The following is a 24590-nucleotide window of genomic DNA, read 5'->3' as shown; positions in this document are numbered from 1 at the left end:
TCACGCGTAGAGCAACGATCCTTCGGGGCGGCCGGGCGGCGGGCACAGCTCGCGCGGGTCGCCGCCCGCCTCCAGGCACCGGCTGAGCGCGTCGGAGCCCCACAGGCGGTCCAGGAACAGCTCGGGTCCCTGCCAGCTCAGGTCGTCCGGGTGCAGCGTACGGGCCACGTGCAGGATGGACAGGCCCGTCAGCACCGGACGGAAGGCGGCCGGGTCGTGCACGTGGAGCTGCACTCCCCGCACGGGGGTGGCGGCGTGCTTGTGGAACATCGGCGTGAACCACGCCTCCCTGAACCGCACCCCCGGCAGGTCCAGCGCGGCCAGGGCGGGCGCGAACCTCTCATCCAGGTACGGCGCCCCGATCAGCTCGAACGGCCTGGTGGTGCCGCGCCCCTCGGAGAAGTTCGTGCCCTCCAGCAGCCCGGTGCCCGGATAGACCAGCGCGGTGTCCGGGGTCGGCATGTTGACCGACGGCATCACCCACGGCAACCCGGTCTCGGCGAAGGTCATCTCCCGCCGCCAGCCGTGCATCTCGATGACGGTCAGCTCCACGTCCAGGCCGAACAGCCCGGCCAGTTCCCCCGCCGTCCTGCCGTGCCGCAGCGGCAGCGGGAATCGGCCCACGAAGCTCGCGAACTCCGGGCCCGGCAGCGGCGGCCCCTCCTCGACGGCGCCGCCCAGCGGGTTCGGCCGGTCCAGCACCACGAAGCGCAGGCGGAGCCGGGCGGCCGCGCTCATCAGGTCGTACATGGTCCAGACGTAGGTGTAGAAACGCGCGCCCACGTCGGCGATGTCGAAGATCAGTGTGTCCACGCCGGAGGAGGCCACCAGGTCGATCAGGGAGTGGCCGGAGGACTCGTAGGTGTCGTACGCGGGCAGTCCCGTCCGCCCGTCCACCGCGTTGGGCTCGGCGCCCGCCGCCTGGGCGGTGCCGCGCAGGCCGTGCTCGGGGCCGAACAGCGCGGTCAGGTTGAGCCCGGCGGCCAGCAGGGCGTCGGCCGTGGGGGTCAGGTCGGGCAGGACTCCGGTGGGGTTGGTGATCAGGCCGAGGCGGTCGCCTCCCGCGAGTGCGGGATCTGCGGCCAGTCTCTCGGCTCCGGTTCGTACGTACGGCATGAACCCATTGTCTGAAAGATATTTACAAGAGAGAAGTTAAGGGTGGAAATTAGCGACATGATTGATCCGCTACCCGAGCTGTCCACCGAGCAGAGCGATCCCCGTTACAGCCAGATCGACCGGCTGCCGACTGAGCGCATCGCCCGCTTGATGAACCAGGCCGACGCCGCCGTGCCCGCCGCCGTCGCGGTGGTCATCCCGGCGATCTCGGCGGCCATCGACGCGATCTCCGACCGGATGGCGGAAGGCGGCCGGCTCCTGTACGTGGGCGCCGGCACGTCGGGCCGGCTGGCCGTGCTCGACGCCAGCGAGTGCCCGCCCACCTTCGGCACCGATCCGTCGCTGGTGCGGGGCGTCATCGCGGGCGGTCCCGAGGCGCTGACCCGGTCGGTCGAGGGGGCGGAGGACGACGAGGAGGCGGGCGCCGCCGCGCTGAAGGACCTGGACGTGGGCCCGCTGGACTCGGTGGTGGGCGTGTCGGCCAGCGGGCGGGCCCCTTTCGTGCTGGGCGCGCTGGCCGAGGCGGCCGGCCGCGGCGCGCTCACCGTGGCCCTGTCGTGCAACGACGACGCGCCGCTGTCGGCCGCCGCCGAGCACGCCATCGAGGTGGTCGTGGGGCCTGAGGTGGTCACCGGCTCCACCCGGCTGAAGGCGGGCACGGCGCAGAAGCTGGTTCTCAACATGATCTCGACGATCTGCATGGTCAAGCTCGGCCGCACGTACGGGAACAAGATGATCGAGATGTCGGCGATGAACAGCAAGCTCGCCGGGCGGGCCCAGCGCATCGTCAGCGACATCACCGGGGCCGACCGCGAGACGGCGGGCGCGGCGCTGGACGCGGCGGGCGGCCAGGCGAAGGTCGCGGTGCTGATGATCCGGCACGGCCTCGACGCCGACGCGGCCCGCGCGCTGCTGGAGTCCCACGGCGAGCGCCTCAGCGACGCGCTCAGCGGCTGAGGAGGGGGTTTCGGGGATGTCCGACCGGCTGACGGCGAGTGACGGGAGCGGCCGAGATCAGCGGCCGGCTGACGGCGACCGGCAGGGGAGCCGAAACGTGCGACCGGCTGACGGCGACCGGCGGAGGGGCCGAGACGTGCGACCGGCTGACGGCGACCGGCAGGGGGCGGCGGAGACGTCCGGCCGGTTGAAGGCGATTCTGGCCGGCGCGGTGCCGCGTGTCTGTCCGGCGGCGGTCGCGCTGATCGCGGTGGACGGCTCCGTGGTGGCCGCTGCCGCCGCCGGGGAACTGGTCCGGCACGCCGACGCCCAGGGGACCCTGGCGGCCGGGCGCCCGCCCGCGCGGCGGGACTCGATCTTCGACCTGGCCTCGATCAGCAAGCTGTTCACCACGGTCGTGCTGCTCTCGCTGGCCGAGGAGGGCCGGCTGGACCTCGACGAGCCCGTCGCCCGCCTGCTCCCCGTGACCGACCCGGCCATCACGCCGCGCCGCCTGCTGACCCACACGGCCGGCCTGCCGCCGACCCGCCGCGTCGATCTGGAGCTGCCGGACGCGGACGCGGAGACGCGCATGGCCGCCATGGTGCGCACGCCGGCCATCCACCCGGCCGGCGGGCCCTACCTGTACAGCGACGTCGGCATGGTCATGGCGGGCCGCATGGCCGAGCTGGCCGGCGGCGCGCCGCTGGACGCGCTGGTCCGCACCAGGATCACGGACGTGCTCGGCCTCCCCGACACCGGCTACCGCCCTTCGCGGGACGTCGTGGGGCGGATCGCCGCGACCGAGTGGAAGCCCGAGCGGGCCGGGCCCGGCTGCGTGCGGGGCGAGGTGCACGACGAGACCGCGTACGCGCTGGGCGGCGTCGCGGGCCACGCCGGGTTGTTCGCCACGGCCGGGGACCTGCTGGCCTTCGGTGAGACGTTGCGGCGCGGCGGCGGGCCGGTGCTGCGGCCGGAAAGCGTGGCCGAGATGACGCGCGACCAGGGGGCCGAGGGCGCGCCGTTCCGGCACGGGCTGGGCGTGCGTATCGGCGACCCGGGCATCGTGGGCCCGCTGGAGGGCGCGTACGGCCACTCCGGCTTCACCGGCACCTCGCTCGTGATCGACCCCGCCCGCCGCCTGACCGTGGTGCTGCTGACGAACGCCGTGCACCCGCTGCGGGGCCGCGACGGCATCCGCGAACTGCGCAATACGGTGGCCGCGGAGGCCGCGCATCTGGCTTGACCTGGCCCCTTGACCCGGGGTAATTGCGGCACCACAAGTAGCTTATTGCCCGGCCTCGAAAACGTGTGTGAAGGTACCAAGGGCGTCCGGGTCATCGGGGGGACGCCCTTGCACCACCAGAAGGGCTCCGGGGACATATGGGCGGATCTCTGTCGTCCCAGCAATCTCGTTTTTTCCAACGATTCACGGGAATGGGCAGGTTCAGCGCCATCTGGTGCGGCCAGGTCGTCACCCTGGTCGGAAATTCCGTCCTCCGCTTCTCCCTGGTCATCCAGGCATGGACCGTCGAACAGCAGGCCACCCAGGTCGTGGCGCTCTCCCTGTGCGCGCTGCTGCCCCAGATGTTGCTCAGCCCCACGGCGGGCGCGCTGGTGGACCGGCTCCGCAAACGCACCGCGCTGCAACTCGCCGACCTCGGCGGGCTGGTGGCCGTGGGCGGCATGGCGGCCGTGTACTTCCTCGGCGACCTGCACCTGTGGCAGATCTACCTGACGGTCGCGCTGCTCGGCGCCGCCGCCGCCTTCCAGTTCCCCGCCCTGTCCTCAGCCGTGCCGCTGCTGGTCGAGAAGGAGCAGTTGCAGCGCGCCAACGGGCTGCTGGCCACCGCCAAGAGCGTCGCCGACGTGGGCGGCCCCGCGCTGGCCGGGCTGCTCGTGGTGACCGGCGGGCTCGGCGTGGTGCTCTGGATCGACCTGATCAGCTTCGTGCTGGCGCTGGTGACCGTGCAGCTCGTCCGCATGGACGGCGACCTGCCGGGCGAGATGGGCAGCCGCAAACGACTCGGCGCCGACTCCCTCGAAGGGCTGCGCTACCTGTTCGCCCACCCCAGCCTGCGCGGCCTGATCCTGGTGTTCTTCACGGTCAACCTGGTGATGGTGTTCGGGTTCGCCGTGGTGCAGCCCATGATCCTGGCCAGGACGGGCAGTGACGTGTCGGTCCTGGCCAGCGTGAACGCCGGGATCGGCGCCGGCGGCATCGCCGGCGGGCTGCTGCTGGCGGCCTGGGGCGGTCCGAAGAACCGGGTACGCGGCATGATGATCGGCGTCGTCGGCATGTGCCTGAGCGCGCAGATCGTCATGTCCGCGGTGAGCGGGATCGTGGCCTGGACCGCGGCCATGCTCATCGGAGCGCTGCTCATGCCGATCGTGAACGGCTCGATGCAGTCGATCATCCAGACCAAGGTGCCCGAGGACCGGCGCGGACGGGTGTTCGGGGCCGTCATGTTCGTCTCCCAGATCTCCTCCCCCGTCGCGATGGCCTTCTCCGGCCCGCTCGCCGACCGGGTCTTCGAGCCCCACGCCGCGGCCGGCACCGGCCTGCCCGGCCTGCTGAGCCCCCTGGTCGGCACCGGACCCGGCAGCGGCATGGCGGCCATGCTGCTGATCGCCGGTCTGCTGGGCGCCGGGGCCGCCCTGGTGGGGCTGGCGCTGCGTGCCGTACGCGACATCGACGTCCTGACTCCCGACCTCGACAAGCAACCCGCGGAAGGCTGAGATGAGCACCACCAACCCCTTCGAGGACGAGAACGGCACCTACCTGGTGCTGGTCAACGAGGAGAACCAGCACTCGCTCTGGCCCGCCGACATCGACGTGCCGGCCGGCTGGCGGGTGGCGCTGGAGCCGAGCCCGCGCGCGGACTGCCTGACCTACATCGAGACGCACTGGACGGATCTGCGCCCGGCGAGTCTGACGCGGGAGTGACCATGGGCGTACCCGAAGTGGTGCATGAGGCGTTCGCGTCTGAATCGGTGCACGAGAAGTTCGCGGCGCAGGCCGCGCGCACCCCGGACAGGACGGCGCTGATCTGCGGCGCGGACCGGCTGACCTACGCCGAGCTGGACGCGCGCGCCCGCGCCTTGGATCTGCCCGACCTGGCCGACCTGGCCGGCGGCGTGGTCGGGGTGCGCATGGAGCGCGGCGTCGAGATGGTCGTCGCGCTGCTGGCGGTGTTGCGGGCCGGGGCCGGTTACATGGTGCTCGACCCCGCCTTCCCCGGGGAGCGGCTGCGCGGCATGCTCGCCGACGCGGGCGCCGCGGCGGTGCTCTCCCCCTCCGGTCTCGAACGCCTGCCCGGCCCGGCCCGCCACGACGGGGTGGCGTGCGTGATGTTCACCTCCGGCTCCACCGGCAGGCCCAAGGGGGTGGCCGCGCCGCACCTGGCGATCACGGCCACGGTGACCGGGCAGTCGTACGCGCCGTTCGACACGGTGTGGCTGCAGTGCTCGCCGACGTCGTGGGACGCCTTCGCGCTCGAACTGTGGGGCCCGCTGCTGTCCGGCGGGACGTGCGTGCTGTATCCGGGGCCCCGGGTGGACCCGGTCGTGCTGGCGCGGCTGGTCGCCGAGCACGAGGTGCGCAGCATGTACCTGTCGAGCAGCCTGTTCGACGTGATCGTGGACGAGTGCCCGGACGCGCTGGCCGGGCTGAGCCACCTGATCGTGGGCGGCGAGGCGCTGTCGCCCACTCACGTGGCGCGGGCCCTCGACCGGCATCCGGGGCTGCGGCTGCGCAACGGCTACGGCCCCGTCGAAGGCATGATCTTCATCACCACCCATCCGGTGACCGCGGTGGACGGCCCCGTCCCCATCGGCACACCGCTGCGGGGCAAGCCGGTACGCGTGCTGGACGCGCGGCTGCGGCCGGTCGCGCACGGGGAGGTCGGGGAGCTGTACGCGGCCGGGGACGGGCTGGCGCTCGGCTACGTCGGACGCCCTGCTCTGACGGCCGAGCGGTTCGTGCCCGATCCCTTCGGCCCGCCCGGCGGGCGCATGTACCGCACCGGTGACCTGGTGCGGCGGCGGGCCTCCGACGGGGCGCTGGAGTTCGTGGGGCGGGCGGACGACCAGGTGAAGGTCCGCGGCTTCCGGATCGAACCGGCGGAGGTCGAGGCGGTGCTGGCGCGGCATCCGCGGGTGGCGCGGGCGTGCGTGGTGGCCAGGGAGGACGTGCCGGGAGACCGGCGGCTGGTTGCGTACGTGGTGCCCGACACGAACCCTGCCAGCGCGAGCCCTGCCGACGCGGACCCTGCCGACGCGGATCCTGCCAGGCCGGGTCCTGCTGACGTGGAGGCGTTGCGGGAGCATGCGGCGGCCGTGCTGCCCGAGTTCATGGTGCCGTCGGCGTTCGTGCTGCTGGAGTCGTTACCGCTGACCGGGACCGGCAAGCTGGACCGGGCCGCACTGCCCGCGCCCTCCTACGAGCCGGCCACGACGAACCCGCCTGAGGGCGAGCCGCGCACCGAGGTGGAAAGGGCCCTGTGCGGGCTGTTCGCCGAAGTGCTGCGGGTGCCGCTGGTCCGGCCGCACGACGACTTCTTCGCGCTGGGCGGCGACTCGCTGATGGTGGTCCGGCTGCTCAGCAGGATCCACGCCGAACTGGGCGCGGAGGTCGGCGTCAGGACCCTGTTCGAGACCCCCACTCCAGCGGCCATCGCCGACCACGTCGGCGAGCCGGCCGCTCCGGCGCTCGCCTCTGGGGAACCGGCCCCACTCCCGGTGGAGGCGGACCAGGACACGGCACCCCTGTCGGCGGCGCAGCGCCGGTTGTGGTTCCTCGACCAGATCGACGCGGGCGTCGCCTACAACATGCCCATGCTCGTACGGCTCCACGGCCCCGTGGACGCGGACGCGCTGCGCGGGGCGCTGGAGGACGTGGTGGCCCGGCACGAGCCGCTGCGCACGATCTTCACCGTGTACGACGGCGAGCCCGCCCAGCGGGTGCTGTCCACCGACGCGGCCAGGCCCGGGTTCACCCACGTCGAAGTGTCGGCAGGCGAGCTGGACGAGCGGGTGGCCGGGGCGGCGCGGCACCGGTTCGACCTGGGCGCCGAACTGCCCATCCATTCCGTGCTGTTCACGACCGGGCCGCACGAGCACGCGCTGCTGCTGGTCATGCATCACATCGCGACCGACGGGTGGTCGCTGCCGCCGTTCATGCGCGACCTGTCCCTGGCCTACCGGGCGCGGCTGGACGGCGTGCCCGCCGCCCGGCCGCCCCTTCCCGTGCGCTACGCGGAGTACGCCGTACGGCATCGGGAGCGGGTGGACGCCATCGCCGCCGCCGAGCTGACGTACTGGCGCAAGGCTCTGAAGGGCCTGCCCGAGCGCCTGGCGCTGCCGCGCGCCACCCGCCCCTCCACCGCGAACACGGCTGACACCGTTGTCAGGAACATCGGGGCGGAGTCGCACGCACGGCTGGCCGAGCTGGGCAGGCGGCGTGGGGCGACGCTGTTCATGGTGTTGCAGGCGGGACTCGGCGTCGTGCTGGAACGGGCGGGCGCGGGGACCGACCTGCCCATCGGGGCGCCGGTCGCCGGGAGGTCCGCCGGGGGCCCGGTGGATGACCTGGTGGGGTTCTTCGTCAACCTGCTCGTGCTGCGTACCGACCTGTCGGGCGATCCGTCCGCCGGAGAGCTGGTCGCGCGGGTGCGGGAGACGGACCTGGAGGCGTTCTCGCATCAGGAGGTGCCGTTCGAGCAGGTCGTGCAGGACCTGAACCCGGCGCGGCACCCGGGACGGCACCCGCTGGTGGATGTGGTGCTGGCGCTGCAGAACAACCTGCGGGCCGAGGTGGCGCTGCCCGGCGTGCGGTCGCGGGTGGAGGTGGTCAGGACCGGGGCGGCCCGCTTCGAGCTGCTGGTGGACGTGACCGACAACTATGGGCCCGGCGGCGTGCCCGCTGGGATCGCGGTGACCCTTGAGTACCGCATGGAGTCCTTCGAGCGGCCGTTGATGGAATGGCTGGCCGACGCGCTGGTGCGGGTCCTGGAGGGTCTGGCGGCGGCTCCGGACGCGCCCGTCTCCGGGATCGTGGTGCCGCCCGTACCGCGGCCCGCCTCCGGATACCCCGCGCCTGACGTGCCGCGGATCGCCCGCCAGGACGTCGCGCCGATCCCCTCGGGGAACGGCGCGGCCGTCGGCGGGGACGGTGAGCTTGAAGGGCGGATCGCCGCCGTCTGGGCCGAGGTGCTCGGTCTGGCGCGGGTGGGGCGGGACGACGGGTTCTTCGCGGTGGGCGGCAACTCGCTCAGCGCCGTACGGGTCGCGGCCCGCCTGGCCGCCCAGGGCCTGCCGGTCACCGCCGCCCACCTGTTCGCCGCCCCAACCGTCGCCACGCTGGCCGCCGAGCTGGCACGCACAGCGGAGCGGCCCGAGCCTTCGATCACCCGCCTGCCCAGAACCCCGCGCACCCGCCCCAGGTGAGGAGCACGACCATGGACCTCAGTGTGATGTTCTTCGGCGCCGACGACGCGAGCGCCGCGGGACACGCCGCCAAGTACGACGACATCCTGACCATCGCGCGGGCCGCCGACCGGCTCGGCTTCACCGCCGTCTGGACGCCGGAGCGGCACTTCCAGCAGGTCGGGCAGGTCTTCCCGAACCCGGCCCTGCTCAGCGCCGCCCTGGCCACCGCCACCGAGCGCATCCACCTGCGCGCGGGCAGCCTCGTCCTGCCCCTGCACCACCCGCTGCGGGTGGCCGAGGACTGGGCCGTCGTGGACAACCTGTCGCGCGGCCGGGTCGGCGTGTCGGTGGCGACCGGCTGGCACTCCAAGGACTTCGTGCTCGCCCCCGACGCCTACGAGGACCGCAGGGAGCGGGCCTTCCGCGACGTGGCGCTGCTGCGGCGGTTGTGGGCGGGCGAGGCCGCGGAGTTCACCGACGGCAAGGGCGAGCGGGTCTCGGTCGCGCCGCAGCCCAGGCCGTACTCGGCCGCGCTGCCGCTGTGGACGACCACCTCGGGGAGCCCGCAGACGTGGGAGGCGGCCGGGCGCATGCGGACGAACATCCTCGGCGCCACCATCGGCCAGACCCGCGAGGAGCTGGCCGGGAAGATCGGCCGCTACCGCGACACCTACGCCGCCGCCCCCGGGCAGCCCGGCGCCCCGCCCACGGGAACGGTCACGCTCATGGCCCACACCTACGTGGCCGGGTCCGACGAGGAGGCCAGGGAGCGGGCGGGCGGGCCGCTCAAGGCGTACCTGAGGTCGTACGTGCGGCAGACCGCCGCCGACAAGGGCGCGGGCGGACGGGCCGCGGCGCTGAGCGAGGAACAGCTCGACACGCTCACCGGCTTCGCCTTCCAGCGCTACCTGACGTGGGGCAGCCTCATCGGCTCGCCCGAGACGTGCCGCAAGAGCCTGGCGGACCTGGCCGAGCTGGGCTGCGACGAGGTGGCCTGCTTCGTCGACTTCGGCCTCGGCAGGGACGAGGTGCTGGCAGGACTGGAACGGCTGGCCGACCTGCGGGGGAGCATGTGAGCGAGCGGACGGGCGAGATCAGGCGGGAGAACGACCCGGGGGCCGGGCAGGGCAGCGCGCCCGGACAGGGACGGGCGGCGGGCAGTGCGGCCGGGCAGGGGCGCGGGGCGGGCAGTGCGGCTGAGCGGTTCGCCGCGTTGGACGGTGAGCGCCGGGTGGAGTTGCTGCGGCGGCTGGTCGCGGCGGGCAGGCTGGAGGCGGTTCCCGACGTCGTGCCCCCGCGCGACCCCGCCCGCCCGGTGCGGCTCAGCCCCGCGCAGGAGGACCTGTGGGTGTACGAGTCGCTCTATCCGGACACCGCCGCGCTCAACCTGTGCTGCTCCTACCACTTCGACACCCCTGTGGACCCCGCCGACCTGGAGGCGGCGCTGACCATCGTGCAGGGCCAGCACGACGGCCTGCGCATGCGCATCACGGGCGAGGTGGGCGACCTGCGGGTGGACTTCGCCCCGGCGGAGCCGTTCAAGCTGGAGCGGCTCGACCTGCGCGGCACCGGCGTCACCCTGCGCCAGGCGCTGCACGCCTTCAGCCGCCGCACGTTCGAGCTGGACGGCGGGGCGCTGGTCAGGGGCCAGTTCATCACCGTGGACGACACGCGCGCCACGCTGGTCCTGGCGCTGCACCACATCGCCACCGACTGGTGGTCGTTCGACGTGCTGCACGGCGAGCTGACCGAGGCCTACCGGGCCGTGCGCGACGGGGCCGAGCCGCGTCTGGGCCGCCCCGCCATCCAGTACGCCGACTTCGCCGGATGGCAGCGGGAGCTGGAGTCGGCCGGGGCGTTCGACGCCCAGCTCGCCTGGTGGCGCGGCTACCTGGCGGACCCGCCCAGGCCGCTGACCGTCGGCTCGGCCACGCCGGGCGGCGACTTCGGCGTCGAGCAGATCGCCTTCCGCATCGACGCCCGCGTGGAGTCCGCCGTGCGCGCGCTGGCCAGGGAGCGCGGCGCCACCGTGTACGGCGTGCTGATGACGGCCTTCGCGGTCTTCGCCCACCGGCTGACCGGCGAGCCCGACCTGATCACCGGCACGCCCGTGGCCAACAGGTCGGCCAAGGGCCTGGACCGGGTGATCGGGTACGTCATGAACTCCGTCCCCGTCCGCTGGCGGGTCGGCGGCGACACCACGTTCGCCGAGTTGCTGGCCCGCTTCACCACCGAGTTCCCGCAGGTGCTCGCGCACGCCGACGTGCCGGTGGGCCGGATCGTGCAGGCGCTGGACCCGGAGCGGGTGGCCGGGCGCTCGCCGCTGTTCCAGTGGGTGTTCATGCACCTGCCGCGCCAGGAGAGCGTGGCCAGGCTGCGCGAGATCGCCGACCCGGAGCGGGTGCACACCGGTGGGGAGCACGACCTGATCGGGATCGTGCGCGACGGTGACGACGGATTCGAGGCGAGCCTGGAGATCCGTACCGATCTGTACGCGCCCGAGGTCGTACGGGCCTGGGCCGACAGCTTCACCGCACTGCTCGGCGCGCTGGTCACCGAACCGGACGCCCCCGTGGCGCGGGCCGCGCTACTGCCCGAGCAGGAGACCCGGCGCCTGCTGGGCACTCCCGCGACCACCGCGACTCCACCCCACACGACCCTGTACGACCTGGTGGCACGCCAGGCACACCTCACCCCTGACGCCGTCGCCGTGGAGTCGGGCAGCGCGTCGGGCAGCGCGTCGGACAACTCACCGGCCAGTGCGTCGGGTGGTGAGCGGCTCACGTACCGGGAGTTGCTGGAGCGGGTGGATGGGCTGGCGGGTGCGCTGGTCGAGCGGGGGGTCGGACCCGAGCGGGTGGTGGCGCTGGCGCTGGGCCGGTCGGTGGCCATGGTGGTGGCGATCCTGGCGGTGCAGCGGGCGGGCGGGGCGTACCTGCCGCTCGATGCGGACCATCCGGAGAAGCGGCTGGCGTACCTGCTCCAGGACGCCGGGGCGGACCTGCTGGTCGCGGAGCCCGGGGTGCTGCCGGGTCTGGACGTCGAGCGCATCACACCCGAAATTTCGCGCTCTAACGCGAAATTTCCGGACATTGATCCGCGCAGTGCGGCCTGGGTGATCTACACCTCCGGCTCCACCGGACGTCCCAAGGGCGTGGTGGTGAGCCACACGGGTGTCGCGAGCCTGGCCCGGACCTTGGTGACGCACTTCGGCCTCGACGAGACCAGCCGCGTCCTGCAACTCGGTTCACCGACGTTCGACATCTCGGTGGCCGAGTTGTGCATGGCGTTCGGCTCCGGCGGCACGCTCGTCGTCCCGCCCGAGGGCCCGCTGGCCGGCGACGAGCTGGGGCGGGTGCTGCGCGAACGGCGGGTGACGTTCGCGCTGATCCCGCCGACCGTCCTGGCGACCGTCCCTGAGGGCGACTACCCCGACCTGGCCGGACTGTCCGCCGGCGCCGACGTCTGCCCGCCCGAGCTGGTGGCCAGGTGGGCGGGCATCCCCTTCTGGAACGCCTACGGCCCGACCGAGGCCACGGTCGCCGCCAGCGTGAGCGACCCGCTCGCCCCGGACGGCACACTCCCGCCGATCGGCCGCCCGCTCATCGGCACCCGCCTGTACGTCCTGGACGCCCGCCTGCGCCCGGTCCCCATCGGCGTGCCCGGCGAGTTGTACATCGGCGGCCCCGGGGTGGCACGCGGCTACCTCGGCCGCCCCGGCCTCACCGCCGAACGCTTCGTCGCGGACCCGTACGGGCCGGCCGGCGAGCGCATGTACCGCACCGGCGACCTGGTCCACCGGCGCGCCGACGGCCAGCTCCAGTTCCTCGGCCGGGCGGACGACCAGGTGAAGGTACGCGGCTTCCGCATCGAACCGGCCGAGATCGAGGCGGTGCTGGCGGCCCACGAGACGGTCGCCCAGGCAGCGGTAACCCTCCACGACGACCGCCTGATCGCCTACCTCATCCCCCAGGCCCCGTCCAGCGGCCCCATCGCGCCCCCTGCGGCCACCGCCGCCCCCGAATCCGACACCTCCGGATTCGACACCGCCAAGGTGCTCGCGCACGCCGTGGCCGCGTTGCCCGCGCACATGGTGCCGAGCGACTTCGTGGTGCTGGAGGCGCTGCCGCTCACGCCGCAGGGCAAGCTGGACCGGGCCGCGCTGCCCGCTCCCCAGACTCCCTCGGCGGGCTCGCGCGAGCCGGTCACCGACCGCGAGTCGGTCCTGTGCGCGCTCTTCGCCGACCTGCTGGAGCTGCCCGAGGTGGGCGCGGAGGACGACTTCTTCCGGCTCGGCGGGGACAGCATCACGGCGATCCAGCTCGTCAGCCGGGCCCGCGACCGGGGCCTCGGGCTCACGCCGCGCGAGGTGTTCGCCGCCAGGACCCCGGCCGCGCTGGCGGCACTGGCCCGGCTCGCCCGGCGCGCGGTCGCCGACTCCCCCGTCGGCAGGTTCCCGATCACGCCGATCATGCACTGGTGGCGCGAGCACGGCGGCCCCCTGGACACCTTCACCCAGTCCCTGGCCCTGCCCGTCCCTGACGGCTGCGACGAGGAACGCATCAGAACGGCCCTGGCCACGCTGACCGCCCGGCACGCCGCCCTGCGCATGCGCCTGCTGCGGCACTCGGAGACCGACTGGGAGCTGGAGGTCCCACCCGTGGCGGAGGCCGCACAGCCCCCCTTCGCCCGTACGTGGGAGGACGACACGCGCACACCCGCCAACCGCGCGTGGGACCTCATGCACACGCCCGCCGACCGCGCGCGGGACGATGCGCAGGCGCGGCCGGATCCGGAGCGGGGCCAGATGCTGGCCGCGACCTGGACGGCTCCCGGCCGGTTGGTGGTGACGGCGCACCACTTGGCCGTGGACGCCGTCTCCTGGCGGGTGCTAGGCCCGGAACTCACCGCCCTCCTCGCCGACCCCGACCCCGACCCAGGCCCCGACCCAGGCCCCGCCGAGACCACCCAGGCGGATCAGGCCGACCAGACCGGCCGGGCCGATCCGGCGCCGCGCGGCACCTCGTTCGCCCGCTGGTCCCGCCTTCTGACCACCGAGGCGGCACGCCCGGAAAGGGTGGCCGCCGAGCTGCCGCTGTGGCAGCGCATGGCGTCGGACGGCGAACCCCTCCTGCCCGCCGGCCGAGGGACCTCGGCGCGCGGCGGCACACGTTCCACCCTCACCAGGACGCTCCCCCCTGACCTCACCGAGCAGGCCGTCACCCACCTCCCCGCCGCTTTCCACTGCGGTCCCAACGAGGTGCTGCTGACCGCGCTGGCCAGGGCCGTCACAAGGTGGCGCGGCGGCAGGGGCCTGCTGGTGGAGGTCGAGGGCCACGGCCGCGAGCCGTTCACCGACGACGTGGACATCTCCGGCACGGTCGGCTGGTTCACCACCCAGTACCCCGTCGCCCTGGACGCCACCGGCACCCCCGCCGAAGCCCTGAAGCGGATCAAGGAACAGTTGCGCGCCATCCCCTCGGGCGGACTCGGTCACGGCCTGCTGCGCCACCTCAACCCGGGCACGTCGGCCCAGCTCAGCGCCCTGCCGGAGCCCGACCTGCGCTTCAACTACCTGGGCAGGTTCGAGGGCGAACTGCTGGGCATGCCGGACACGCCGATGGCGTACGCGGTGGAGCTGGACGCGGTGGCCCGGACGGACGGCGACGGCACCCACCTGATCGCGAGCTGGTCCTACGCCGCGCAGGCGATCGGCGAGGAGCAGGTGACGGCGCTGGCCGAGGGATGGGAAGAAGCGCTGACCGAGCTGGCCGAGCACGCCGGTGAGGGCGGCGCGACCAGCTCTGACTTCCCGCTGGTCGAGCTGACACAGAGCCAGATAGAGGCCCTGGAGGCGGACCTGGACGGCGACTGGTGAGCGGCCGGCTGGCGGACGTGCTGCCGCTCTCCCCCGCCCAGGAGGGCCTGCTCTTCCACGCCCTGTACGGCGGCGGCGCCGACGCGTACGTCATCCAGGCCAGGTTCACCCTCGACGAGCCCGCCGACCCGGCCCGGCTGCGCGCGGCCCTGGAGTCCCTGCTCACCCGGCACCCCAACCTGCGGGCCTGCTTCCGCCACAAGGGCCTGGACCATCCGGTGCAGCTCGTGCCGCACCGCGTCCGCCTGCCCTGGACGGAGGTGGACCCGCCGTCGCAGGCCGAGCTGGAGCGCATGCTGGAGGCCGACCTGCTGCGCCCGTTCGACGTGACCAGGCCGCCGCTGCTGCGCGCCATGCTGGTGGGGCGGCACGAGCTGGTGCTGACGCTGCACCACCTCCTGGTGGACGGCTGGTCGATGCCGATCCTGGCCCGCGAGCTGGCCACCCTGTACGCGGGCGGCGGGGACACGTTGCCGCCCGCGCCGCCGTTCCGCGACTATCTGGCCTGGTTGCGCGCCCAGGACGGCGAGCAGGCGCTGCGGGCCTGGCGTGAGGCGCTCGCGGACCTGCCGGGCCCGACCCTGCTCAGGCCGGGTGCGGGCGCGGCCAGCCCGCGTCAGGAGAGCGTGGAGCGCGAGTTGTCGCGGGCGTCGGGCGCGGCCGTGCGGCAGCGCGCCCGCGAGGCGGGGGTGACCGTGAACACGCTGGCGCAGGCCGCGTGGGGGCTGGTGCTGGCGCGGATGACCGGGCGCGCGGACGTGGTGTTCGGCGCGGTGGTGTCGGGCCGGCCGCCCGAGGTGGCGGGCGTGGAGTCGATGGCGGGGCTGTTCATCAACGCCCTGCCGGTACGCGTCAGGACCGGCGAGCCCGATCTCCTGCGGCGGCTGCAGGAGGAGCAGTCCCGGCTCACCCCGTACCACCATGTACGGCTGGCGGACGTGCAACGCGGCACCGGCGAGCTGTTCGACACCCTGCTGGCCTTCGAGAACTACCCCCGCGACGGGCTGTCCGCCCCGGGCCTGCGGCTGACCGCCGTGTACGACGCCACGCACTACCCGCTCACGGTGACGGCGGTGGCGGGCGAGCGGCTCTGGTTGCGTCTCGGGTACCGCCCCGACCTGGTGACCAAGGTCGAGGCGGAGGCGATCATGGCGCGGTTCGCACACACGCTGGAGGGCGGGGCCGACGTGCTGCCGCCGTCGGAGTCGTACCGGCTGGCGGCCTGGAACGACACGGCCCGCGAGGGGGCGGGCGGGTCGGTGCCCGAGCGGTTCGCGGCGCGGGCGGCCGGGACACCGGACGCGGTGGCGATCGAACACGGCGGGCACACGATCACCTACGCCGAGCTGGACGCCCGCTCCGATCGGGTGGCCGCGCGGCTGGATTTGGCGCCGGAGACGCCGGTCGCGCTGCTCATGGAGCGCTCGCCCGAGCTGGTGGTGGCCCAGCTCGCGGTGCTGAAGGCGGGCGGCTGCTACGTGCCGCTGGACCCGGGGCAACCACGGGCCCGGCTGGATTGGCTGATCAAGGACAGCGGCGCGCGCGTCGTCCTGACGGAACTGGAAGAGAGCGATCGGGAGTTCCGGCCGGAGCCCGTGCGCCCGGACGCCGCCGCCTACGTCATGTACACCTCCGGCTCCACGGGCACCCCCAAGGGCGTCGTCACCACCCACGCGAACATCCTGGAGCTGGCCCGCGACCGGCGCTTCGCCGCGCACCGCCGGGTGCTGCTGCACAGCCCGCACACCTTCGACGCGGCCACGTACGAGCTGTGGGCGCCCCTGCTGAACGGCGGCACCGTCGTCATCGCCCCGCCCGGCCCGCTCCGGCGGGAAACCGTCGAGGAGGCCGGGCTCGACGCGATCTGGCTGACGGCCGAGCTGTTCCGCACGCTGGCCGACGTGGCGCCGGACGCGCTGGCCGGGGTGCCCGAGGTGTGGGCGGGCGGCGACGTGCTCTCGCCGGACGCGGTGCTGCGGCTGGCGCGGCGCGGTGTCCAGGTCGTCAACGGGTACGGGCCCACGGAGACGACCACGTTCGCCACCGGCCACCGCGTGGGTCCCGAGCCGGGCGCGGGCCCTGTCCCGATCGGCCGTCCGCTGGACAACACCCGCGTGTACGTCCTGGACTCCCGCCTGCGCCACGCCCCGATCGGCACGGTCGGCGAGCTGTACGTGGCCGGGACCGGGCTGGCGCGCGGTTACCTCGGCCGTCCGGGGCTGACGGCGGAGCGGTTCGTGGCGGACCCGTTCGCGGCGGGTGCGCGGATGTACCGGACCGGGGATCTGGCGCGGTGGACGTTCGGCGGGGAACTGGAGTTCGCGGGGCGGGCGGACGGCCAGGTGAAGATCCGCGGGTACCGGATCGAGCCGGGCGAGGTGGAGGCCGCGCTGGAGAGCTGCCCCGACGTGGAACGGGCCGTGGTGGCCGCCGTCCCCGGGCCCGCCCGGCTGGTCGCGTACGTGGTGCTGAGCGGTGGCGGGAGACTGGCGCAGGTACGCGATCACGCCGCCGCCCGCCTGCCGAAGCACCTCCTGCCCGCCCAGTACGTCTCCCTCGACCACCTTCCGCTGACTCCGCACGGCAAGGTGGACCGCGCGGCACTCCCCGGCCCCGAACCGGCCGCCCGCCGCGCCGTGGTCACCGAGCCAGGGACGCCGCGCGAGAAGGAGCTGTGCGAGCTGTACTCGGAAGTGCTGGCGGGCGCTCGGGTGGGCGCGGACACGGACTTCTTCGAGTCCGGCGGCGACTCGTTGCTCGCCATGCGCCTGACCGCCGCCATCGAGTCCAGGCTCGGCCTGCGCACCTCGATAGCCGCCCTGTTCGAGGCCCCCACCCCGGCCGCGCTCGCCGTCCGCCTCGACAGGACCGCGCCGGAGCTGGACCTGTCCCCGCTGCTGACGCTGCGCGCCGACGGCGAGGGACCGCCGCTGGTCTGCGTGCACCCCGGCCGGGGCATCGGCTGGTCCTACACCGCCCTGCTCCCCCACCTCGCGCCCGGCCGCCCGGTGCACGCCCTGCAGTCGCCGGTGCTCCGGGATCCCGGATACCGGCCGCCGGAGAGCATGCGGGAGATGGCCGATGACTACCTGGCGCGACTGCGGGAGGTCCGCCCGGAGGGGCCGTACCTGCTGCTGGGGCACTCCTTCGGCGGGCTGCTGGCGTACGAGATGGCCGCCCGCCTGCGCGCGGACGGGCAGGAGGCGGGGCTGGTCGCCTCGCTGGACGCGGTCCCCTGGCCGCCCGGCACCCGGGCGGACCCGCACGACGCCGAGCAGGAGGCGCTGACCATCCTGCTGCGCACCCGCGCCCTGCACCCCTACGCCGAGCCGGGGCCGCTGGAGCGGGCGCGGGTGTTCGCCGCCGTGCGCGACAGCGAGGGGCCGCTGTCCGGGATGGACGACGCCCGCCTGTCGGCGGTGGCGGACACGGTGGCCGGGCATCTGCGGCTGGCCGTCACCTACCGGCCCTCCCCGTACGACGGGACGGTGCTGCTGTTCTCGGCCACGGCCCAGCCCGGCGGCCTGACCTCGGCGGCCAAGGCCGAGCGGTGGGGGCCCGCCCGCGTGCGGGTCCACGACGTCGGCTGCGGTCACAGCGACCTGCTGCGGCCGGGACCCGCCGCCGAGATCGCGTCAGTCCTCGAACCGCTGCTCAGGGAGTTCTGATGGACCCGGTTGAGTACGAATTCCCCGTCTCGCCCGCGCAGGCCAGGATGCTGGTGCTCGACCAGCTCCACCCCGGAACCGCGCAGTACAACGTGCCGGTGGCCTTCGCGGTGCGCGGGCCGTTCGATGTGGGCGCCTTCCGGGCGGCCCTGGACGCGGTGGTGGCGCGGCACGAGTCGCTGCGCACGGTGTTCCGGTGGCACGACGGGCAGCACCTGCAGGTCGTGGCGGAGGAGGCGAGGGCGGCGCTGCGGGTGGAGCGGGACGTCCCGGTGGCCGGGGCGGACGCGCGGCTGGCGGCGGAGGCGGCGGCGCCGTTCGACGTGACGGCGGGGCCGCTGCTGCGGTGCGTCGTGTACGCGCTCGACGACGGCACCCACCGCGTCCTGCTCACGGCCCACCACCTGGTGTGCGACGGCTGGTCCCTGCGCCTGCTGCTGCGCGAGCTCGCCGCCTCCCTCGACCGGCCCGCGTCCGGCGATCCGGGCCTGCAGTACCCCGACTACGCGGGATGGCAGCGCGAGCGCCTCGCCTCGCATGCCCTGGACGAGGCCGTCGCGTACTGGGCGGACTCGCTCAAGGACGCCCCCAGGACCCTCGCGCTCCCCACCGACCGCCCCCGCCCGGCCGTGCAGTCCGTGGCGGGCGGCGTGCACCGCCTCGATCTCGCCCCCGACCTGCGCGACCGCCTGGCCAAGGTCGCCGCGGAGTGCGACGCGACGCCGTTCACGGTGATGTTCGCCGCGTTCGCCGCGTTCCTGTCCCGCGTCACCGGCCAGCGGGACTTCGTGGTGGGGGTGCCGGTCTCGGGCCGCGACCATCCGGAGGTGCAGGACCTGATCGGCCTGCTGGCCAATACGCTGGCCGTACGCGCCGACGTGGCGGGCGAGCCGTCCTTCCTCGGCCTGGTCGCCCGCGTACGCGACCGCCTCCTGGCCGCCCGCCCCCACCAGGAGGCCCCGTTCGAGGCGGTCGTCGAGGCCCTGGCCCCCGGCAGGGAGCTCAGCCACGACCCCCTCGTGCAGGTCATGCTCGCCTACGACGACGACACCGACCTCCGGCTGGACCTGCCGGGAGCCACCACCGAGCGCCTCGAACTCCTCCTCGACGACGCCAAGTTCGACCTGCTGCTGAGCGTGCAGCGGGTCGGCGACGACCTGGCGGGGCACCTCGTCTTCCGGGCCGACCTGTTCGAGCCGGGCACGGTCCGCCACTGGGGCCGCGCCTTCGAGACGCTGCTGGACGGCCTGCTCGACCGCCCCGACCTGCCCGTGACGGCCGTGGACCTGCTCGACGCCGCGCAGCGCCGCCTCGTGCTCGGCGACTGGAACGACACCGCCGCCCCCACCCCCGCGACCCTCGTACCCGACCTTGTGGCCGAGACGGCGGCCGGGCGGCCCGGGGCCACGGCGCTGGTCCACGGCACGACCAGGCTCACCTACCGCGAACTGCTCGGCACGGCCGACCACCTGGCCGACCGGCTGCGCGCGGCGGGCGTGGGGCCGGAGGTCCCGGTGGGGCTCTGCCTGCCCAGGGGCACGGACATGGCGGTGGCCGCGCTGGCGGTGCTGCGCGCCGGCGGCGCGTACGTGCCCCTGGACCCGGGCCACCCCGAGGCCCGCCTGAGGTTCATGATCGAGGACGCCGGGGTCCGCCTGCTGATCGCCGACGGTCAACGGGAGCTGGGCGTGCCGGTGGCCACGGTGGACGGCGGCCCGATCCCGCCCGTCGGCCCCGTGCTCACCGCACGCCCCTCCCTCTCCAACACGGCCTACATCCTGTACACCTCCGGCTCCACGGGCACCCCGAAGGGCGTCGCGGTCGAGCACCGCGCCCTGCTCAACCTGGCCACCGCCGTACGCCCCCAGTTCCCCGTGACCGGCGAGGACCGGGTGCTGCAGTACGTGTCGTTCGGGTTCGACGTGGCCGTGTCCGACCTGTTCTTCGCGTTCGTGGCCGGGGCGGAGCTGCACGTGGCGGCCGAGTGCGAACGGCTCGGCGAGGACCTGTACGCCCGGCTGCGCGACTCCCGCATCACCTACGTCTTCCTACCGCCGTCGGCCGCCATGTCGCTGCCGTGCCCGCCGGACGCGCTGCCCGAGCTGCGCACGATGGCCATCGGCGGCGAGGCATGCCCTCAGGAACTCGTGGAGCGCTGGGCGGTGCCCGGTCGCCGGGTGGTGGACGCTTACGGACCGAGCGAGAACACGGTGTACGCCACCACCGCCGACCTGGTGCCCGGACGGCCCGTGGTGATCGGCCGTCCGGTGGCCAACGCGCGCGCGTACGTGCTGGACGAGCGGCTGCGCCCGGTGCCCGTCGGGGTGACCGGCGAGATCTACCTGGCGGGGGCGAGCCTGGCCCGAGGCTACGCCAACCGGCCGGGGCTGACGGCCGAGCGTTTCGTCGCCGATCCTTACGGGCCGCCGGGGACGCGCATGTACCGGGTCGGCGACCTCGGCCGCTACGACGCCGACGGCGTCCTGTCCTACCTGGGCCGGGTGGACACGCAGGTCAAGCTGCGCGGCTTCCGCGTCGAGCTGGGCGAGGTCGAGACCGTGCTGGCCGCCCATCCCAGTGTCTCGGTGGCGGCGGCGACCGTGCGCGGGGACCGCCTGGCCGCGTACGCGGTGCCCTCCGGAGAGTCGCCGCCGTCCACGGCCGAGCTGCGCTCCTGGCTGGGGACGCGGCTGCCCGGCTACATGGTGCCCGACTCGGTGGTGTTCCTGCCGGAGCTGCCCGTGAACAAGTCCGGCAAGGTAGATCGGCAGCGGCTGCCCGAGCCGCCGCTCACCCGTCCCGACCTGGACAGCCCGTACGTGGCCCCGGCCACCGCCACCGAGCGGCTGGTCGCCGACGTGTGGGCCCGCGCGCTCGACGTGACCCAGGTGGGGCTGCACGACAACTTCTTCGACCTGGGCGGCAACTCGATCCGGCTGCTGGCCGTGCTGGCGGCGCTGCGCGAGGGCGGGCACGACGGCGGGCTCCGGCTGGTGGAGCTGTTCCGGCATCCCACGGTCGCCGCACTCGCCGCCCGCCTCGAAGGCGCGGACTCCGACGATCGCGAGCGGTCCCGGCTGCAGGGACAGGGCAGACGCGAACGGCTGGCCGCCCGCAGGAACGCACAAGCTCGCAGGAACACGCACAAGGGGGACACGCAATGACCGACGTACCGGCGGTGGCCATCGTGGGGATGAGCGGCCGCTTCCCCGGCGCCCGCGACCTGGGCGAATTCTGGGCGAACCTGCGCGGGAGCGTCTGCTCGATCACCGACTTCACCGAGGAGGAGCTGCTGGCGGCCGGGGTGGACGCCGCCGAGTTGCGCGGCCCCGGCTACGTGGCGTCGAAGGGCTTTCTGACGGAGGCGGACCGGTTCGAGCACGAGTTGTTCGCCTTCAACGCCACGGAGGCGGCGGCGCTGGACCCGCAGCACCGGCAGCTCCTGGAGACGGCCTGGTCGGCGCTGGAGGACGCCGGGTACGACCCGCGCCGCCCGCCCCCGCGCACCGGCGTGTACGTGGGCGGCGGGCCGAGCGAGCACTCGGTCGCGGCCCAGGTGGACGGGCGGTTGCGGACCAGGCTCGGGGCCATGCACGTGCGCGTCTTCACCGACCGGGAGTTCCTGGCGGGCTGGCTGTCCTACCGGCTGGGCATGAACGGGCCGAGCATGACCGTGCAGACGGGCTGCTCGACCTCGCTGACCACCGTGCACGTGGCCGTGCAGGCGCTGCTGGTGGGCGAGTGCGACCTGGCGCTGGCGGGCGGGGTGTCGATCGACTCGCCGTATCCGCGCGGGTACTCGTACGAGCCCGGTGGCATCTCCTCCCCCGACGGGCGGTGCCGCCCCTTCGACGAGAAGGCGGCGGGCACGGTCGGCGGGAACGGCGTCGGGCTGGTGGTGCTGCGGCGGCTGGAGGACGCGGTGGCGGACGGCGACCCGATCTACGCAGTGATCCGCGGGACGGCGGCCACCAACGACGGCCCGGGGCGGGTGGGGTTCACCGCGCCGGGGGTGGACGGGCAGGTCGCGGCCATCGTGGAGGCGTGGGCGGCGGCGGACCTGGACCCGGCCGACGCCCAGTACCTGGAGGCGCACGGCACGGGCACGGACCTCGGTGACCGCATCGAGGTGTCGGCCGCCGCGGCCGCGTTCGAGGGTACTGACGCCACGGGCGCGGGGCGGTGTGCGATCGGGTCGGTGAAGTCCAACGTCGGGCATCTGAACGCGTCGGCGGGCATCGTCGGGCTGATCAAGGCGGCGTTGATGTTGCGGCACCGCACGATGGTCCCCACGGTGAACGTGACCCGCCCGCACCCGGACCTCGCCCTGGACACCACCCCGTTCCGCCTGCTCACCACCACCGAGCAGTGGCCGCGCCCGGCCTCGGGACTTCGCCTGGCCGGGGTGTCGTCCCTGGGCATCGGCGGCACGAACGTGCACGTGGTCCTCTCCGAGGCCCCGGAACCCTCCCGGGTCTCCGGACAGGCACAGGACGCGTTGCCGCTGCCGTTGTCGGCCAGGACCGAGGCGCAGCTCGCCGCCGCCTGCGCACGCCTGGCCGCCGCCCTGCGCACACCGGGTGCTCCCCCGCTGGCCGACGTCGCCCACACCCTCGCCCACGGCCGCACCGCCCTGGAAATCCGCGCCTGCGTGGTCGCCAGGACCCACGAGGAGGCTGCCACCGCCCTGGAGGCCCTCGCCACAGGCAGCGCGCCGGACCCGGCCCAGCCGACCGGCCGGGAAACGACGCGGGCAACCGCACCGGCCCAGCCGAGCCGGCTGGGCGCGGCGTGGGTGGCGGGGCAGGAGGTCGTGTGGCCCCGGACCGGAGGCAGGCGGGCGCAGCTGCCCACCTACCCCTTCGCGGGCGAACACCACGGCGCACTCACCCTCGGCACGCCACCCGCCCCACAGAACCCCGCCCCGCAGAACCCCGCCCCGCAGGATCTCGCCTCCCACGACCCCGCCTCCCAGAACCCCGGCCCCCAGGACGGCGACCTCACGGTGGCGGTGACCGAGTTGTTCACCGCCACCCTGGCCCTGTCCGGCCCCGAGGACCTGTCCCGGACCTACTTCGCGGTCGGCGGCGACTCCCTGACCGCCGTCTTCCTGGTCAGCGAGCTACGCGACCGCTTCGCCCTGGAGGTCCCGGTCGAGCTGTTCCTCACCGAGCTCCCCCTGCGCGACCTCATCTCCCGAGCCGTGCACGGCGAGGACGACGACCTGCTCAACGACCTCCTGGACGAACTCGAATGACCCGTCCCCAGCCGGACCCCGCCGGGATCGACGACCTGGACCTCCTCGACCCCCACCTGCACGCCACCCACGACCTCACCCCGGTCTGGGCCAGGTTGCGCGCCCACGACCCGGTACGCAGGCACGACCGGTTCTGGAGCGTGACCCGGCACGCCGACGTGCTGCGCGTCGTGCGCGACCCGGACACCTTCACCTCGCTCCAGGGCAACATGTTGCGCACCCTGCTGCGCGGCCACGACCCGGGCTCGGGCCGGATGATCGTGGTCACCGACGGCCCCAGGCACGCCGTGCTGCGCCGCCTGCTCACCCCCGGCTTCGGCCCCCGTACGCTCGGCCCGATCACCCATTCGATCACCGAGGCCACCCGCGACCTGCTGGCCGCCCTGGTCCGCGAGGGCGGCGGCGACTTCGTGACCCGGGTGGCCGCCCAGGTGCCGCTGCGCGCGATCTGCGAGCTGCTCGGCGTGCCCGCCAAGGACCGGCAGCGCGTCCTTGAGCTGACCGGCCAGGCCATGCTGGGCGAGGGCGACACAGGCCCCGCCGACATGTCCGCCAGGATCGCGCAGAGCGAGATCCTGCTCTACTACACCCGCCTGGCCGCCGAGCGCAGGAGCGCCCCCGGCGACGACGTCATCAGCCTGCTGGTCTCCGCCGACGCCGGCCTCACCGAGGAGGAGGTGCTGCTCAACTGCTACAACCTGATCATCGGAGGAGACGAGACCGCCCGCCTGGCGATGGCCGGCGGGCTGCTGGCGCTGGCCACGTACGAGAAGGAGTGGGAGCGTCTGCGCGCCGACCCCGGCCTGGTCGGCACGGCCACCGAGGAGATCCTGCGCTGGACCACCCCGGCCGCGCACGTCGGCCGGGTCGCCGCCCGCGACACCGAGCTCGCGGGCCGGCACATCGCGGCCGGTGACGTGGTGGCGTTGTGGACGGTGTCGGCCAACCGCGACGAGGCCGTCTTCGACGAGCCCGGCCGCTTCGACGTGGGCAGGCGGCCGAACAGGCACCTGACCTTCGGCTACGGCCCGCACTTCTGCCTGGGGGCGCAGCTCGCCCGCGCCGAGATCGGCGCCCTGCTGACGGAGCTGCGCGCCACGGTCTCGGCCGTCGAGGTGACCGGCCCGGTGACCTGGCTGCCGTCGAATTTCATCAACGGCGTAGCGGCTCTTCCGATCTCCCTGGCGTAGATTGCAGTCATGCCCGGGGGATCGGGGCTGCTGCTGCTCCATCTGAACCACACCTTGACATCCTCCCTCCCGTGAGCGAGAGGGATTCCCACGGTCGCCCGTGAGGTTTCCTGTTT

Annotated in this window: 12 protein-coding genes; 11 read left to right on the top strand and 1 reads right to left on the bottom strand. The window is 74.0% G+C overall.

What is annotated here, in order from left to right; genetic code table 11:
* Complete coding sequence (locus tag AB0I81_RS56350) at positions 1-1116, bottom strand: DUF1343 domain-containing protein (RefSeq protein WP_360677269.1); 1116 nt, start codon at positions 1114-1116, stop codon at positions 1-3.
* Positions 1117-1173: 57 nt separating this feature from the next.
* Here AB0I81_RS56350 and murQ point away from each other — a divergent pair, with 57 nt between their 5' ends.
* The 11 genes from murQ (at position 1174) to AB0I81_RS56295 (ending at position 24474) form a co-directional block, all read left to right on the top strand.
* Complete coding sequence (gene murQ, locus AB0I81_RS56345) at positions 1174-2073, top strand: N-acetylmuramic acid 6-phosphate etherase (protein ID WP_360677267.1); 900 nt, start codon at positions 1174-1176, stop codon at positions 2071-2073.
* 136 nt (positions 2074-2209) lie between these two features.
* Positions 2210-3298, top strand: coding sequence for a serine hydrolase domain-containing protein (locus AB0I81_RS56340; RefSeq protein WP_360677265.1), 1089 nt, complete (start codon positions 2210-2212; stop codon positions 3296-3298).
* A 191-nt stretch (positions 3299-3489) separates the two neighbouring features.
* Positions 3490-4791 (top strand): MFS transporter, encoded by a 1302-nt coding sequence (locus AB0I81_RS56335; protein ID WP_360677263.1) that lies wholly within the window; start codon positions 3490-3492, stop codon positions 4789-4791.
* 1 nt (position 4792) lies between these two features.
* Positions 4793-4999: an MbtH family protein gene (locus tag AB0I81_RS56330; protein ID WP_360677261.1), complete on the top strand. Its 207-nt coding sequence runs from the start codon at positions 4793-4795 to the stop codon at positions 4997-4999.
* A 2-nt stretch (positions 5000-5001) separates the two neighbouring features.
* Positions 5002-8499 (top strand): condensation domain-containing protein, encoded by a 3498-nt coding sequence (locus AB0I81_RS56325; protein WP_360677259.1) that lies wholly within the window; start codon positions 5002-5004, stop codon positions 8497-8499.
* A gap of 11 nt (positions 8500-8510) precedes the next feature.
* Entirely contained in the window at positions 8511-9557 is a 1047-nt protein-coding gene (locus tag AB0I81_RS56320) for a MupA/Atu3671 family FMN-dependent luciferase-like monooxygenase (RefSeq protein ID WP_360677257.1), read from the top strand.
* Positions 9554-14359 (top strand): amino acid adenylation domain-containing protein, encoded by a 4806-nt coding sequence (locus AB0I81_RS56315; protein WP_360677255.1) that lies wholly within the window; start codon positions 9554-9556, stop codon positions 14357-14359. Before AB0I81_RS56320 ends, AB0I81_RS56315 begins: the two co-directional genes overlap by 4 nt.
* Positions 14356-18027 (top strand): amino acid adenylation domain-containing protein, encoded by a 3672-nt coding sequence (locus AB0I81_RS56310; RefSeq protein ID WP_360677253.1) that lies wholly within the window; start codon positions 14356-14358, stop codon positions 18025-18027. The genes AB0I81_RS56315 and AB0I81_RS56310 overlap by 4 nt, the downstream gene beginning before the upstream one ends.
* Entirely contained in the window at positions 18027-21191 is a 3165-nt protein-coding gene (locus AB0I81_RS56305; protein ID WP_360677251.1) for an amino acid adenylation domain-containing protein, read from the top strand. Before AB0I81_RS56310 ends, AB0I81_RS56305 begins: the two co-directional genes overlap by 1 nt.
* Positions 21188-23284, top strand: coding sequence for a beta-ketoacyl synthase N-terminal-like domain-containing protein (locus AB0I81_RS56300; RefSeq protein WP_360677249.1), 2097 nt, complete (start codon positions 21188-21190; stop codon positions 23282-23284). Before AB0I81_RS56305 ends, AB0I81_RS56300 begins: the two co-directional genes overlap by 4 nt.
* Positions 23281-24474, top strand: coding sequence for a cytochrome P450 (locus AB0I81_RS56295; RefSeq protein WP_360677247.1), 1194 nt, complete (start codon positions 23281-23283; stop codon positions 24472-24474). The genes AB0I81_RS56300 and AB0I81_RS56295 overlap by 4 nt, the downstream gene beginning before the upstream one ends.
* The last annotated feature ends 116 nt before the right edge of the window (positions 24475-24590 follow it).

Source organism: Nonomuraea sp. NPDC050404 (genome assembly GCF_040655495.1).
GTDB lineage: Bacteria > Actinomycetota > Actinomycetes > Streptosporangiales > Streptosporangiaceae > Nonomuraea.
The sequence above is the reverse complement of the archived record's forward strand: the minus strand, read 5'-3'. Positions and strand labels throughout refer to the sequence as shown.

Excerpts from the sequence above, each read along its gene's own strand:
- AB0I81_RS56350 (WP_360677269.1), bottom strand. The coding sequence starts at position 1,116 with ATGCCGTACGTACGAACCGGAGCCGAGAGACTGGCCGCAGATCCCGCA.
- murQ (WP_360677267.1), top strand. The coding sequence starts at position 1,174 with ATGATTGATCCGCTACCCGAGCTGTCCACCGAGCAGAGCGATCCCCGT.
- AB0I81_RS56335 (WP_360677263.1), top strand. The coding sequence starts at position 3,490 with ATGGGCAGGTTCAGCGCCATCTGGTGCGGCCAGGTCGTCACCCTGGTC.
- AB0I81_RS56330 (WP_360677261.1), top strand. The coding sequence starts at position 4,793 with ATGAGCACCACCAACCCCTTCGAGGACGAGAACGGCACCTACCTGGTG.
- AB0I81_RS56325 (WP_360677259.1), top strand. The coding sequence starts at position 5,002 with ATGGGCGTACCCGAAGTGGTGCATGAGGCGTTCGCGTCTGAATCGGTG.
- AB0I81_RS56320 (WP_360677257.1), top strand. The coding sequence starts at position 8,511 with ATGGACCTCAGTGTGATGTTCTTCGGCGCCGACGACGCGAGCGCCGCG.
- AB0I81_RS56305 (WP_360677251.1), top strand. The coding sequence starts at position 18,027 with ATGGACCCGGTTGAGTACGAATTCCCCGTCTCGCCCGCGCAGGCCAGG.
- AB0I81_RS56300 (WP_360677249.1), top strand. The coding sequence starts at position 21,188 with ATGACCGACGTACCGGCGGTGGCCATCGTGGGGATGAGCGGCCGCTTC.
- AB0I81_RS56295 (WP_360677247.1), top strand. The coding sequence starts at position 23,281 with ATGACCCGTCCCCAGCCGGACCCCGCCGGGATCGACGACCTGGACCTC.